The sequence below is a fragment of the Roseovarius sp. MBR-51 genome (genome assembly GCF_053628575.1).
Window position 1 is genome coordinate 1 of record NZ_JBRJGQ010000011.1, and the last position, 13591, is coordinate 13591.

General features: G+C 62.2%; 13 protein-coding genes. 6 read left to right on the forward strand and 7 right to left on the reverse strand.

Annotated elements, in window-relative coordinates; all coding sequences use genetic code 11:
- From ACSSVY_RS15895 to ACSSVY_RS15905, 3 genes are all read right to left on the reverse strand, one after another.
- Positions 1-95: GTP-binding protein (locus tag ACSSVY_RS15895; RefSeq protein WP_139229758.1), on the reverse strand; the 95-nt coding region annotated here is incomplete at its 3' end.
- Positions 96-220: 125 nt separating this feature from the next.
- A complete protein-coding gene (locus ACSSVY_RS15900) occupies positions 221-877 on the reverse strand; it encodes a hypothetical protein (RefSeq protein ID WP_454270559.1) in 657 nt (218 codons plus the stop codon).
- A 141-nt stretch (positions 878-1018) separates the two neighbouring features.
- The gene (locus ACSSVY_RS15905; protein ID WP_454270560.1) at positions 1019-1753 is read right to left on the reverse strand and encodes a hypothetical protein; all 735 of its coding nucleotides are present in this window, start codon (positions 1751-1753) and stop codon (positions 1019-1021) included.
- A 119-nt stretch (positions 1754-1872) separates the two neighbouring features.
- Between ACSSVY_RS15905 and ACSSVY_RS15910 the strand changes: the two genes are divergently transcribed.
- On the forward strand, positions 1873-3273 hold the full coding sequence (locus ACSSVY_RS15910; protein WP_454270561.1) for a cytochrome P450: 1401 nt from the start codon (positions 1873-1875) through the stop codon (positions 3271-3273).
- A 1-nt stretch (position 3274) separates the two neighbouring features.
- Here ACSSVY_RS15910 and ACSSVY_RS15915 read toward each other — a convergent pair whose 3' ends face one another.
- Complete coding sequence (locus ACSSVY_RS15915; RefSeq protein ID WP_009818141.1) at positions 3275-4435, reverse strand: M20 aminoacylase family protein; 1161 nt, start codon at positions 4433-4435, stop codon at positions 3275-3277.
- A 189-nt stretch (positions 4436-4624) separates the two neighbouring features.
- On the opposite strand from ACSSVY_RS15915, the gene ACSSVY_RS15920 reads away from it, so the two are divergent.
- Positions 4625-7012 (forward strand): DEAD/DEAH box helicase, encoded by a 2388-nt coding sequence (locus ACSSVY_RS15920; RefSeq protein ID WP_454270562.1) that lies wholly within the window; start codon positions 4625-4627, stop codon positions 7010-7012.
- Positions 7013-7091: 79 nt separating this feature from the next.
- On the opposite strand, the gene ACSSVY_RS15925 is transcribed toward ACSSVY_RS15920, so the two are convergent.
- Positions 7092-8600 (reverse strand): aldehyde dehydrogenase (NADP(+)), encoded by a 1509-nt coding sequence (locus ACSSVY_RS15925; protein WP_454270563.1) that lies wholly within the window; start codon positions 8598-8600, stop codon positions 7092-7094.
- Between the two features lie 180 nt (positions 8601-8780).
- On the opposite strand from ACSSVY_RS15925, the gene ACSSVY_RS15930 reads away from it, so the two are divergent.
- From ACSSVY_RS15930 to ACSSVY_RS15945, 4 genes are all read left to right on the forward strand, one after another.
- Positions 8781-9587, forward strand: coding sequence for an ABC transporter substrate-binding protein (locus ACSSVY_RS15930; RefSeq protein WP_454270564.1), 807 nt, complete (start codon positions 8781-8783; stop codon positions 9585-9587).
- A 75-nt stretch (positions 9588-9662) separates the two neighbouring features.
- Positions 9663-10328 (forward strand): amino acid ABC transporter permease, encoded by a 666-nt coding sequence (locus tag ACSSVY_RS15935; RefSeq protein ID WP_040651438.1) that lies wholly within the window; start codon positions 9663-9665, stop codon positions 10326-10328.
- A gap of 11 nt (positions 10329-10339) precedes the next feature.
- A complete protein-coding gene (locus ACSSVY_RS15940) occupies positions 10340-10993 on the forward strand; it encodes an amino acid ABC transporter permease (protein WP_454270565.1) in 654 nt (217 codons plus the stop codon).
- Complete coding sequence (locus ACSSVY_RS15945) at positions 10986-11708, forward strand: amino acid ABC transporter ATP-binding protein (RefSeq protein ID WP_454270566.1); 723 nt, start codon at positions 10986-10988, stop codon at positions 11706-11708. Before ACSSVY_RS15940 ends, ACSSVY_RS15945 begins: the two co-directional genes overlap by 8 nt.
- 155 nt (positions 11709-11863) lie before the next feature.
- Here the strand turns inward: ACSSVY_RS15945 and ACSSVY_RS15950 are convergent, their stop codons facing one another.
- Together ACSSVY_RS15950 and ACSSVY_RS15955 are read right to left on the reverse strand one after the other, a co-directional pair.
- Positions 11864-12901: an Ldh family oxidoreductase gene (locus ACSSVY_RS15950; protein WP_454270567.1), complete on the reverse strand. Its 1038-nt coding sequence runs from the start codon at positions 12899-12901 to the stop codon at positions 11864-11866.
- Between the two features lie 27 nt (positions 12902-12928).
- Positions 12929-13564 (reverse strand): helix-turn-helix domain-containing protein, encoded by a 636-nt coding sequence (locus ACSSVY_RS15955; protein ID WP_296634346.1) that lies wholly within the window; start codon positions 13562-13564, stop codon positions 12929-12931.
- Between the last annotated feature and the right edge of the window lie 27 nt (positions 13565-13591).

The window sequence follows — 13591 nt, forward strand, 5'->3', positions numbered from 1 at the left end:
ATCGCCGCCGTCAACGTCGTCTTGCCGTGGTCAACGTGACCAATCGTGCCGATGTTCACATGCGGCTTGTTACGTGCAAACTTTTCCTTTGCCATATCTCAGGACGCCTTGTCAGTTGGGGGGCCGCCATGGCCCGATGGTTACATCGCGGGCCGTTTATTGGGTTGCGCCGGGAAAATCAAGCCGTTCCTCTCAAATGATGAGGCGAACAAGCAAGGTGTCATTTGGGTCCAAAGAGTCTCACCCTAGCATTCCCGGCCAAAGCCGACGCGAACAGCTTTACCTCTTCTTCTGGAGCCTTGGCCTTGGCACTGGTGCCAACAAGACCGCCCATCAATATATTGGTGGCGGCAGAGGCCTGACCGCGGAGGTCCATGCCACGCCCTAACTGCTCACCCGTAGCAGCATCCGTTACGGTTGCTCGGGCAAACACGGTGCTGATTTCGGGGGCTCCTCCGGGCGGGATGAAGGACATCCGACCCTGAGGTTTTATATATGCACCCTTCAAGGTTATATTGATATGCACGGACCGATGGCCCATTGGGTCGGCCGGTTTGACGATGGCATTCATGTACGCTTGAACAGTTTCCACAATTCTTTGATCGCTGAAGGATAACTCAGTCGGAACGCGCTCATAATCGGGCCCAAGCTCGACGGTCAATTTCTCGATTCTGAAGTCCTTGGTCTGCTCCAAGGTAAGCGCCTTGTTCGGATTAATCCTGCTAGAACTCTTGCTCGGCCCTGACGCATTGGTTTCACTCTTGCTCTGCAGCGGTGCGCCGGTTTCACTGGTTGAACCGGGAGTATCCAGGGTGGTTTGGCAACCAACCAATAAGCTTGCAGCGGAGACACAGAAAAACGCTCTTCTATCAATCATAAACCCAGTTCCCCTCGCTACAATTCCAACGTGTCCTGCGCAACGTGACACAAACCACGCAAAGACCTCAAGCCTTCCGGATTGAAAATATCTCGAATTTTGCCTGAGCCGAAGAATGGCCCCGTTCGCGCAATGTTCACACTATTCTACGGCCGGTGCGACGGTCGGCTCTTCGATCACTTCGGCAGCGGCGTTGGCGAGATCGGCGGCGCTTGGGGTCTCCGCCGGGGCAGGTGCAGGCGCATCCTCGGACAGGGTGGCAGGGACGATGGTCGCCTCTGCCTGAGGGGCCTCTGCCTGCCGCGCCGCGGGGCGCGGTTTGTCATTGGCGGGCACGCCGTCATCCTCGAACCAGCCGAATTCGTTGTTCTGCTGCACAAGCCAGTTCTGGATCTGCTTGGCCGCGTTGCGGCTCAGGTTCTCAAGCTGCTTTTCCTTGCTCTGGGTCAGGCCAGATCCAAGAAAAGTATTGCCCGAAAAGCTCTCGACCACCGTCACCAGATGCGGCTTGGCATTGAGCTTGGCGCCCTTTGCGTCATCCCATGCGGTGACATTCAGGATCAGCGCCGATTTTGGCGAAGCCACCAGCGGCACGCCCGGAATGGCCAGCACGTAGCCTTCGACACTCACCCCGAGATGATAGAGCTTGGTGCCTTCATAGCGCCCGAAGCGATCCGTCATCGCCAAGGTCATCGCCGCGATCCATTCCTCCTTGGAGGCCTCGCGTGAGGCCGGACCCTTGGTCAGGTTCGGGGCCACCACGACATTATGCCCAAGGTGAAAGTTACCCAAATAGGCCGGGGCCTCGTCAAGATCATTGGGATTGGTACACGCCGCCATCAGAGCAAGACCAAAGAGCGCGAGGAAACGGATCATCAAAAACTTCCCGAAACGTGACAGTTCGGGCAGGGATAGCCCAGCCACCGCCCTTGCGCAATCATTTGCCCGACGCCATCCCACGCCCTATGTCTGATGTGACCCGCAAGAGGTGCCCCATGCCGTCGATGTCCAAAACAAACCATCCCCGATCGCCCGTGCGTGTGCCTCTGGTGACTGAACCGATGGGGGTCTTGGCCAGCTTGCGCGCGGCGCGACGCAACATCCTGTCGATCATCCCGGAAATTGCCACCCGGCAGCCCATGGTCTCGGGGCGCACAGGCAAACGTTGGCATATGGTGATGGACCCCGGTGCAATCCGGCGCATGCTCTTGGAAAGTCTAGACAATTACCCAAAATCCATCGTCACCAAGAACCTCTTGCGTCCCGCGATCGGCGACTCTCTCTTTATCGCTGAGGGTGCCCATTGGCGCTGGCAAAGACGCACGGCGGCCCCGGTATTTTCGCATCGCAATGTGATGAACCTTGCCCCGATCATGACCGGCGCTGCCGACAGGAGCGCCGAGCGAATCGCGGCTGCGGGTCCACGCGCTGTGGATATGGCCGCCGAGATGGTGCGCACCACTTTCGACGTCATCGCCGATGTGACCTTTTCAGACGACGGCATGTTTGACGTCGATGCCGTGCACCGCGGGATTGACGCCTATATTTCTGAGGCGGGCAAGATCTCACTCTTTGATATTCTTGGATTTCCCGACTGGGTGCCGCGTCCGGGCCGGTTGATGTCAGGCGGCACTGTGAAAGAGATGAAGCGCGTGGCGGATCAGGCGGTCGAGGCGCGACGTTCGCGGGGCGCACAAGGCGTGCCCGACCTGCTCGATCTTTTGCTTGAGGGCGAAGACCCGGAAACCAAACGGCGCATGAACACGGCGGAATTGCGCGATAACCTGCTGACCTTTATCGTGGCAGGGCACGAGACGACGGCGCTGACACTGGGATGGTCGCTCTATCTCTGCGCCTATGATCAAACCGTTCAGGACCGCGCCCGCGCCGAGGCGCAAGCCGTGCTACAGGGGCGCGCCGCGACAGGCGAGGACGTGGCCCGCCTGCCCTATATCCGTCAGATCATAGACGAGGCGTTGCGGCTTTATCCGCCTGCGGGCATCATCTCTCGGACCGCGCAGGTTGCCGATACGCTCTGCGGGCGCGATATTCGTCCGGGGGATACGGTGATCATCCCGATCTATGCGCTGCACCGCAATCACCTCTTGTGGCCAGAGCCGGATGCCTTCGATCCAGATCGCTTTGCCGACCGCAAGAGCATCGAGCGTTACACCTACCTGCCCTTTGGCGACGGGCCGCGTATCTGCATTGGGGCAAGTTTCGCGCTGCAAGAGGCAGTGATCATCCTTGCAACGCTGCTCTCGCGATTCAGATTCACGCCCGTACCGGGCCGGGAGCCGGAGCCGGTGATGATCCTCACCCTTCGGCCACAGGGCGGGGTCTGGTTGATGGCCGATCCCATTCAAGAGATCGGTCAAAAACCCGCAACCGTTTGAATCAGGCTGGCATTCTCTCTTCGACAATCCCCGCCCACCAGCTACAGCCCGCAGGAATGGTCTCGTCGTTGAAATTATAGTCTGGGCTGTGAACCATCGCCGTATCGCCATTGCCCACAAGGATATAGGCCCCCGGCCGCTCTTCGAGCATGAAGGCGAAATCCTCACCGCCCATGATCAAAGGGGCTTCGTCGCAGCCGCCGCTGACCTTGGCCGCGACGCTCGCCGCGAACTCGGTCTGTTCTTCGTGGTTGATCATCACCGGGTAACCACGATGGTAACTCACCTCGGCACGACCTCCGAAACCCGCCGTCACATGCTCACACAGCGCACGAATACGGGCCTCTGCCAGATCTCGCATCTGCGTACTCATCGTACGAACTGTACCTCGAAGATGTACACCTTGGGGAATGACATTGAACGCGTTGGACGAGGTCTGAAAGGACGTGACCGAGACCACAACCTGATCCACCGGATCGGCGTTACGGCTGGCAATGGTTTGAAGCATTGTGACCAGATGCGCCGCCATGACGGTCGTGTCCACGGTCTCGTGCGGCTTGGCGGCGTGTCCGCCCTTGCCGGTGAGCGCGATGTCGAACTGATCGGTCGCGGCAAAGAACGCACCGGGTCGGATGGCAAAGCTGCCCACCGGGCGACCCGGCCAGTTGTGCATGCCGTAGACCTCCTGAATGCCGAAGCGGTCCATCATCCCGTCCTCGCACATCTCGCGGCCCCCGGCCCCTCCCTCTTCGGCGGGTTGAAAGATCACCACGGCAGTGCCATCGAAATTGCGGGTCTCCGCCAGATATTGCGCGGCCCCAAGCAGCATGGCGGTATGCCCGTCATGGCCACAGGCATGCATCGCGCCGGGGGTCTTGGAGGCGTAGTCAACACCAGTCGCCTCATGGATCGGCAGAGCATCCATATCCGCGCGCAGGCCGACCACCCGCCCCGACGCTGTGCTGCGGCCCTTGATCACCCCCACAACGCCGGTGCGCCCGATCCCAGTGACCACCTCATCACAGCCAAAGGCCTTGAGCTTTTCCGCGACAAGCGCGCTGGTACGATGCGTCTCGTAGAGGATTTCGGGATGGGCGTGGATATCGCGGCGCCAGTCCGTGATATCATTGTGCAATTCGGCAAAGCGGTTCTTGACGGGCATCGGTCACACTCCTCTTGGCAATTCGGCCTGTTCGCAAATTCGGGATTTGTCCCACCGTGGCGCAAAGCCGGTGCGACCACAAGGGGCACGGCCACAGCGGCGCATTTGCCATATACAAGAGCGCATGACTGAGGTATGCGTCGCGGCTTGACGCGCAAGCCGCACCCCTTTTCGGAACCGACCTCCCCCATGATCCTGCCTGCTCTCTCCAATGCTCTTGCCGCGCGCGGCTATGAAACCCTGACGCCTGTGCAAGAGGCGGTGACGGACCCCGCGCTCTCTGGGTCTGACCTTTTGGTGTCGGCTCAGACCGGATCGGGCAAGACCGTGGGTTTTGGTCTGGCGATTGCGCCGACCTTGCTCGATGGTGCGGAGCGTTTGCCACCTGCGGCCGCGCCGCTTGCGCTCATCGTGGCGCCCACGCGCGAACTGGCGTTGCAGGTGATGCGCGAGCTGAGCTGGCTCTATGCCGAGGCGGGCGCACGGTTGGTGTCTTGTGTGGGGGGCATGGATGCCCGCGACGAGCGGCGCGCGCTGGAGCGCGGCGCGCATATCGTCGTCGGCACGCCCGGACGGCTGTGTGACCATATCAACCGTGGCGCGCTCGACATGACCAGCCTGCGCGCCATTGTGCTCGACGAGGCCGACGAAATGCTCGATCTCGGCTTTCGCGAAGATCTCGAATTCATGCTCGCCGCCGCCCCGGCAGAACGTCGCACACTGATGTTCTCGGCCACCGTGCCGCCGATGATCGCCAAGCTCGCTGAAAAATTCCAGCGCGATGCGCACCGCGTGACCACCCTGACCGGGGCCAAGCAGCATGCTGATATCGCCTATCAGGCGCTGACCGTGGTGCCGCATGACGCCGAGGGTGCGGTGATCAACCTCCTGCGGTATCACGATGCGCAGAACGCCATCGTCTTTGCCAATACCCGCGCGATGGTGGCCCGGCTGACCGCGCGTCTGGCCAATCGCGGCTTTGCCGTGGTGTCGCTCTCGGGGGAACTCAGCCAAGCCGAGCGCACCCATGCCCTGCAAGCGATGCGCGACGGGCGGGCACGGGTCTGCGTGGCCACCGATGTGGCGGCGCGCGGCATCGACTTGCCCAATCTCGATCTCGTGGTGCATGCCGAACTGCCCACAAACTCCGAAGGCCTCTTGCATCGTTCTGGCCGCACGGGTCGTGCCGGACGCAAGGGCATCTCTGCCCTGATCGTCCCGGTCAAATCCGCGAAAAAGGCCGAGCGCCTGCTGAAATTCGCCAAGATCACCGCAGAATGGACCACGCCCCCGACACCCGAGGATATCGAGGCCAAGGATCGCGAGCGGCTCCTGTCCGATCCGGTCTGGTCCGAAACCCCCTCTGAGACCGAGGCGGCCTTTGCCGCCGAATTGCTGGCGCTGCACAGCCCCGAGGTGATCGCCGCCGCCTATCTGCGGCTCTATAAATCGCGCTGGTCCGCGCCTGAGGAACTGAGTGCGCCCGGCACACCTGCACCCGCCCGCGAGCGCGCCGCCTTTGGCCCGAGCCGTTGGTTTGCCCTCTCGGTCGGCAACAATGACCGGGCCGAGGCGCGGTGGTTGCTGCCGCTCTTGTGCCGCGCCGGCAATATGGACAAATCCGCGATTGGGGCCATTCGCGTGCAAGCCTCCGAGACCTATGTCGAATTGGCCGAGGCCGCTGTTCCGGGCTTTCTCTCCGCACTTGGCGAGGGCGGGCAGTTGGATGAGGGTATTATCGCCCGTCAGTTGGACAGCCCCCCCGATCTGGGCTCTGCGCCGCGCGCCCCGCGGGAGGACCGTCCCGAGCGGGCGCCCCGTGCCCCGCGGGACGATCGCCCAGAGCGTGCTCCGCGTGAAGACCGCCCCGCGCGCGCACCGCGCGAACAGCAGGTGTCCCGCGAGCATCATGCCCCCCGCGACAGCGCCCCGCGCCCCAAGCCACGTCCCAAACCGCTCGCTGATGCGCCGCGTCCCGCAGCCAAATCGCATCCAAAACCGGCCGGTGCCGCCACCGATGCGATGACCCGCGCGGTCGAGGACGGCTCTGTCACCGCCTATCGCAAACCCCGGACGGAGTCTGGCGATGCGCCACGACCAGCCAAAAAGCCGTGGTCAAGCGACAAACCCGCTGGAAAGCCTGCCAGCAAGCCCTTTGGCAAGCCTTCAGGGGATCGCAAACCGGGCAAACCCTTTGGCAAGCCCGAGGGGCGGCCCTATGCCAAGTCGGACAGCAAACCCGGTGCGAAACCCGGTGCAAAACCCTATGGCAAACCGGGGGCCAAACCCGGCGACAAGCCGTTTGACAAGCCTCGCGCACGTCCGGCCCCCCGCGATGCCGAGCCTGCCGCCCCCAAGCCCAATATGGCGGCCGATACCTCCAAACGCTTTGTGCCGCCCGGCGCAGCTAAGAATCCCGGCAAACCGGGAACGGGCAAACCTTTTGCGGCAAAGCCGGGAACAGGCAAACCGGGCGCAGGGAAACCCGGCGCAGGCAAACCCAAGGGCAAAGGTGCCCCGCCCAAGGCCGGTGCCGGCTTTGGCGGCAGCACGCCGCCCAAGCGCGGCAAGCCGTAAGCTCTCAAATCACGCTATCAAAACCATGAGGCCGGGAGGAAAATCCCGGCCTGAGTGCTATGGGGGTCTGCGCCTTGGCTCACGCTTCGGGCAAGAGGGTCTCTGGCATGTTCTGATAGCAGACCGGACGCAGGAAGCGGCGGATCGAGAGGGTGCCCACAGAGGTCGCGCCGAAATTGGTCGAGGCCGGGTATGGGCCGCCATGCACCATCGCGTCGCAGACCTCGACCCCCGTGGGAAAGCCATTGGCCAGCACACGGCCCGCCTTTCGTTCCAGCACCGGCAAAAGGCGGCGCGCGAGGGGCGTGTCGCCTGCATCCATGTGCAGCGTCGCCGTCAATTGGCCTTTGAGGCTCTGCGCGACCGCCATCATTTCCTCTGCATCCTGCGCCACCACGATCAGGCCAAGGGGGCCAAAGACCTCGTCGCTCAGTGCATGATTGCCCAGCCAGTCGCGCGCGGCGACCTTGAACAAGTAGGGTTTTGCCTCACGCTGATCACACATCGCGGTCAAGAGATCCTGCACCCCCGCCTGCTCTGCCATCTGCGCCGCGCCTGCCGCATAGGCCGATGCAATGCCCGTCGTCAGCATCACCTGCGCGCCGGTCGCGCTCAGCGCCGCGCGGGTGGCCTCGGCAAAGCCCTCCGCCTCTGGCCCCTTGGTCACCACGGCGATACCGGGATTGGTGCAAAACTGGCCTGCGCCCATGGTCAGTGACCCGGCCCAGCCAGTTGCCAACTCCGCCCCGCGCGCCGCCATCGCTTCAGGCAGCAGGAACATTGGATTGACGCTGCCCAATTCGCCAAAGAACGGGATCGGATCGGGGCGTGCCGCGCAGAGATCAAAGAGCGCCCGCCCGCCGGTCAGCGAGCCGGTAAAGCCCACCGCGCGGATCAGCGGATGCTGCACAAGGGTCTCGCCCACGCGCCGGGTGCCGCCCTGCACGAGGCTGAAGACGCCGCTTGGCATGGCGCATTTCACAATTGCCGCATGGATCGCCTCGGCCACAACCTCGGAAGTGCCGGGATGCGCGCCGTGGCCCTTGACCACGACGGGACAGCCCGCCGCGAGCGCCGCCGCCGTGTCGCCGCCGGCTGTCGAGAAGGCGAGCGGGAAGTTTGACGCGCCAAAGACCGCCACCGGCCCGACGGGCCGCTGCATCATCCGCAGATCGGGGCGCGGCAGGGGCTTGCGCTCGGGCAAGGCGGCATCGTGGCGGTGGTCAAGGTAATCGCCCGTCTGGATATGCTCGGCGAAGAGGCGCAATTGACCGGTGGTGCGCCCGCGCTCGCCCTCCAGCCGCGCGGCGGGCAGGCCGGTTTCGGCGCAGCCGATCTCGGTGATCTGCGTCCCCCGCGCCTCGATCTCATCGGCGACGGCATGCAGAAACGCGGCGCGCGCGGCCCGGCTGGTGGCGCCATAGGTCCAGAACGCCGCTTCCGCCGCCACGCAGGCGCGGTCCACCAACTCTGGTGTTCCGACCGAAAACGCCTGCCCCACGCCCTCCGCCGGATCAGAGAGGAATGTCTCCTCCGTGCCGGTCCACTCTCCTGCAATCAAATGCCTGCCGTGCGGTGTGAAACTCATGGGTAGCGTCCTTTCGGTCTGGGGAAGCCAGTCATTGCGCAGAACAACCCTTCCAACAACGTTTTCACGGCTTACCGATTTTTTTCCCCAGATGCCAGTATTTTTCTTATAGGAAAATTATTGCAAAAAAGAACCAAAGGCCCCATGCTGAAAATAGAATCAACAGAGAGGTCACCACCAATGAAAAAAATGACACTGATCGCCGCCCTGCTGGGGATGACCAGCATTGCTGGCACCGCTCAGGCGGATAAACTCGATGACATCATTTCCTCGGGCACCTTGCGCTGCGCTGTCGTGCTCGATTTCCCACCGATGGGCATGCGCGACGAAAGCAACGTGCCAATCGGGTTTGACGTCGATTATTGCAACGATCTGGCTGCGGCCCTTGGTGTAGAAGCCGAGATTGTCGAAACCCCATTTCCAGAGCGTATTCCGGCGTTGATGTCAGGCCGCGTCGATGTCGGCGTCGCCTCGACCTCGGACACGCTGGAGCGGGCCAAGACGGTTGGCTTCTCGGTGCCCTACTTTGCCTTTGAAATGGCCGTAACCGCGAACAACGCGACCGGCATTTCTTCTTATGAGGGTATGAAAGGGTTTACCGTCGGCGCCGTTGCAGGCACCTATGAGGCCATCGCGCTCGAGGCACAGGTCAAGGAATGGGGCGACGGAGAATTCCGCCCCTATCAGACCCAGGCCGATGTTTTCCTGGCGCTCAGCCAAGGTCAGCTTGACGCCACCGTCTCGACCTCGACCGTGGCACAGGCAAATGTGCAATCGGGCAATTTCGGGGATATTTCGGTGGTCGGCTTTGCCCCCTTCGACACTGATTATGTGGCGCTCTTTGCCAAGCGAGATGAGTATGGTTTCCTCAACTATCTCGACCTGTTCGTGAACCAGCAGGTCCGCACCGGCCGCTACGACGAGCTATATGAAAAATGGGTCGGCGGTGAGGTTCCGAAACTGATGGTGCCAAACGTCTATCGCTGATAGCTTCTGAACCGATTGGCGGCGCGGATCACCCGCGCCGCCTTTTTGCTATTTTCCAAGGGGCGCATCACCCAGATGTTTGATTACACCTTCCAATGGAAACAGGCGCTGAACCGGCTTCCGCAAATGCTGGATGGTGCCATGGTCACGATGGAAATCGCGATCCTGTCGATGGGGCTGGGCATTCTGCTCGCCATTCTTCTGACGGTGATGCGTCTGTCCGGCTCGCGCCCGCTGATGGCCTTTGCGACCACGTGGGTCGAGATTGCCCGCAATACGCCTGCCCTCTTTCAGATCTATATGGCGCATTTTGGCGTGGCGAGTTTCGGCATCCATTTCAGCCCCTTCGTGTCACTGTTGATCGGCATCACCTTCAACAACGCGGGCTATCTCACCGAGAATTTTCGCGGCGCGCTCAAGGCCATTCCCGACACGCAGGGACGTGCGGGCCGGTCGCTTGGTTTGACGCAATTGCAGGCGTTTCGTCATATCATCATGCCTCAGATGCTGCGCATCTCCTTTCTGCCGATGACCAATCAGATGGTCTGGGCCATCCTGATGACCTCTCTCGGTGTGACGGTCGGCATGAACAGTGACCTTTACGGGGTCACGCAGGATCTCAATGCGCTGACCTTCCGCACGTTTGAGCTATTCGCGCTGGCCGGGGTGATCTTTTACCTGATCACCAAAGCCATCACCTTTGGCGGCCGCCTGATCGCCGCCCGCCTGTTCCGGTATTGAGGGGGAAACGCATGTTTGATACCGCCCTCTCCGCCAATGATCTGGTCTTTCTCGCCAAGGGCGCGGGGATCACAATCCTTGTCACCGCCATTTCCGTAGTCATCGGCACCCTGCTTGGCATCCTCTTTGGGGTGATCCGGGTGCAACTTGGCCCCGTGCTGGCCGCCCCGCTGACCTTCTTTCTCGACATTTTCCGCTCTGTGCCGCTGCTCATTCAGCTTGTCTTGGGCAATGCTTTCGTTGGCATGGTGCTGCAACTCCAGATTTCGGGCTTTACCGTCGCCTGCATCGTGCTGTCGCTCTATACCTCGGCCTATTGCGCCGAGATCGTGCGAGGGGGCATTGATGCGGTGCCGGAAATCACCCGTCGCGCGGCCCGGTCGCTCGGCCTCACATGGGGTCAGGACATGCGCTATATCGTGCTGCCACTGGCCACACGCGTGGCGCTGCCATCCTGGATCGGTCTGGCGCTTGGGGTGATGAAGGACTCGGCGCTGGTCTATGTGGTGCAGGTCACGGAACTCTTGAAATCCACCCAGATCCTCATCACGCGCCTGCAAGAGCCGCTGTTCCTGTTGCTCATCTGTGGTGCCTTCTACTTTGTCATCAGCTTCCCGCTTGCCCGTTTTGGCGGCTATCTCGAAAAAAGGTGGTCCAATGATTGAGATCCAGAATGTCCGTAAATCCTTTGGCGAGTTGGAGGTTCTCAAGGGGATCGACCTGACGGTTCAGCGCGGCGAGGTCGTGACCGTGATCGGCGGCTCGGGGTCGGGTAAATCAACATTGCTCACCTGCATCAACGGGCTGGAGCCGATTGACAGTGGCCGGATCACCATCGACGGCACCGAGGTGCATGCCAAATCCACCAACCTGAACAAGCTGCGACGCAAGGTCGGGATCGTGTTTCAGCAATGGAACGCCTTTCCGCATCTGACGGTGCTGGAGAATGTCACATTGGCACCGCGCAAGGTGCTGGGCATGGCCAAGGCTGAGGCCGAGGCGATTGCCGAAAAGCAACTGCGCCATGTCGGTCTGGGCGACAAGCTGACGACCTATCCGTCGCGCCTCTCGGGCGGGCAACAACAGCGCATGGCGATTGCCCGCGCTCTGGCGATGTCGCCGGACTACATGCTGTTTGACGAGGTGACATCGGCGCTTGATCCGCAGCTTGTGGGCGAGGTTCTGGAAACCCTCAAGATGCTGGCCGAGGAAGGCATGACCATGATCTGCGTGACGCATGAGATGGGGTTTGCCCGCGATGTGTCCAAGCGGGTGGCGTTCTTTCATCAGGGCATCATGGCCGAGATCGGCGCGCCGGATCAACTCTTTGGCGATCCACAACACCCCGAGACGCAAAGGTTTCTCGCGAACGTGCGCTGAGACAGACGACAGAAAAGGGCGGAATGTGGGCGGAAGCCGACCTTCGCCCCAAGCGATGAGCCGAGCGGCGCGTGCCGCGCCTTTGTTCCGCGCGTCGGGGAGTGCCCCTCAAGACCACTTTCAAACCGCAAAGCCCGGCCCGAACACCCGCTCAATCACCCTGCGACCGCCGCCAGCCCGTCCGCTTCGAACCGCGCCAGTTGCGTCAGTTCCGCCTCGCTCAGAACGATCCCGTCGCGCAAGGACGCCTCGCGCGCGGCAAAGCGCCGCTCCGACGGCAGGCGCGCGCCCTGTGCCCCGATGGCGCTCAAGAGCCGCTCGCCTTCGGCAATCGGATCGCGCCCGCTGCGGGCGGCAAAGCTGGCCGGATCAAGCGCCAGAACCAGCGCGCCATGGCGCGGCAAGAGGCTGGTGCCGCCGGAAAACTCCAGCGCTTCCTTGCTCATGAATTCGCCCAGCATGGCGCCCGCCAGCAATTCGACCATGGTCGAAATCGCCGATCCCTTGTGCCCGCCAAAGGGCAGCATTGCGCCCGCCAATGCCGCCTCGGGGTCGGTCGTTGGATTGCCATCGCGGTCCATGGCCCAGCCCTCGGGGATGGGCGTGCCGGCGCGGCGGTGGAGTTCAATCTCGCCGCGTGCAGCGACGCTGGTGGCGAAATCAAACACATAGGGATGCGGGCCGGGGCGCGGCCAGCCAAAGGCGATCGGATTGGTGCCCAAGAGCGGTTCCTTGCCACCCGTGGGCGCGACCGAGGAATAGCTGGGACACATCGAGAGGGATGCAAGACCACGCGCAGCCAAAGCCTCGACATCGTGCCAGAGCGCAGAGAAATGTAGGCAATCGCGGATAACCAGTGCGGCAAGGCCCGTGTCGCGGGCGCGCGCAGCCAGTGCATCGACGGCCGCGTCAAAGGCCGGGTTGGAAAAGCCGCCGCCCGCGTCCACCTCGATCACCGCGCGGCCCGTGTCGTGCAACGCGGGCACCGCATCCGGCACCACCTTGCCCGCTGCGATCACCCGCAGACAGCCCTCGATCCGGTAGATGCCGTGCGATTTGCAATGATCCCGCTCGCCCGCAACGATCACCCGCGCCACCGCTGCGGCACTCTCGGGGCGCACGCCACAGGTCTCGAAAATCGACGTCACCCGCGCCAAGAGGTCATCAACGGAAATCACGGTCTGCTCGGCCATGCGGGCGGCTCCTTTTGCTTGGGCGGGTTATTTGTCGACGTCGGTATAGGTGCAGGCCCAGAACACCTTGGTCTCGGTGTCATCGAGCGCGCGCAGCCCGTGCTTGATCGTGCTGTCGAAATAGGCGCAATCGCCGGGTTCCATGATCACCGGCTCGTAATGCTCGACCGTCAACTCGACCCGGCCAGAGAGGACATAGAGCGTTTCCTCGCCGTCATGCGATTCCAACTCGTCGCGCGTGAGGGGCGCGCGTTTCTCGACCAGCGTCACCAGCGGGATGATTTTTTTCTCGGCCAGTGCGTTGCACAGCACCTCGTATTCGAAATTCTTGGCGCGCACCTTGCGGCCTTGGCCTGCGCGCGTCACCGTCATGCGGGTGGTTTGCGTGGCGTCGTGGTCGGCGGAAAAGAGCCGCTCCATGCCGATATCATAGGCGCGGGCGATCTTGATCAGGTTCTCATAGCTGGGCGAGACACGCCCGTTCTCGATCTTGTGGATGGTCGACAGGGCAAGGCCCGTGCGCTGCGCCGCCACTTCGAGCGTATAGCCGCAGGCCTGCCGGACCGCCTTCATCCGCGCGCCAAGATCGGCACGCAGTTGATGACGCTCGACATCCCAGTCATCCGCCGCGCTCTCGACTGAGGTTTTTTCTGTTTCGGCCATAATTTTTCTTTTCTTACCAGTCGTGAT

Excerpts from the sequence above, each read along its gene's own strand:
- ACSSVY_RS15900 (WP_454270559.1), bottom strand. The coding sequence starts at position 877 with ATGATTGATAGAAGAGCGTTTTTCTGTGTCTCCGCTGCAAGCTTATTG.
- ACSSVY_RS15905 (WP_454270560.1), bottom strand. The coding sequence starts at position 1,753 with ATGATCCGTTTCCTCGCGCTCTTTGGTCTTGCTCTGATGGCGGCGTGT.
- ACSSVY_RS15910 (WP_454270561.1), top strand. The coding sequence starts at position 1,873 with ATGCCGTCGATGTCCAAAACAAACCATCCCCGATCGCCCGTGCGTGTG.
- ACSSVY_RS15915 (WP_009818141.1), bottom strand. The coding sequence starts at position 4,435 with ATGCCCGTCAAGAACCGCTTTGCCGAATTGCACAATGATATCACGGAC.
- ACSSVY_RS15920 (WP_454270562.1), top strand. The coding sequence starts at position 4,625 with ATGATCCTGCCTGCTCTCTCCAATGCTCTTGCCGCGCGCGGCTATGAA.
- ACSSVY_RS15925 (WP_454270563.1), bottom strand. The coding sequence starts at position 8,600 with ATGAGTTTCACACCGCACGGCAGGCATTTGATTGCAGGAGAGTGGACC.
- ACSSVY_RS15930 (WP_454270564.1), top strand. The coding sequence starts at position 8,781 with ATGAAAAAAATGACACTGATCGCCGCCCTGCTGGGGATGACCAGCATT.
- ACSSVY_RS15935 (WP_040651438.1), top strand. The coding sequence starts at position 9,663 with ATGTTTGATTACACCTTCCAATGGAAACAGGCGCTGAACCGGCTTCCG.
- ACSSVY_RS15940 (WP_454270565.1), top strand. The coding sequence starts at position 10,340 with ATGTTTGATACCGCCCTCTCCGCCAATGATCTGGTCTTTCTCGCCAAG.
- ACSSVY_RS15945 (WP_454270566.1), top strand. The coding sequence starts at position 10,986 with ATGATTGAGATCCAGAATGTCCGTAAATCCTTTGGCGAGTTGGAGGTT.
- ACSSVY_RS15950 (WP_454270567.1), bottom strand. The coding sequence starts at position 12,901 with ATGGCCGAGCAGACCGTGATTTCCGTTGATGACCTCTTGGCGCGGGTG.
- ACSSVY_RS15955 (WP_296634346.1), bottom strand. The coding sequence starts at position 13,564 with ATGGCCGAAACAGAAAAAACCTCAGTCGAGAGCGCGGCGGATGACTGG.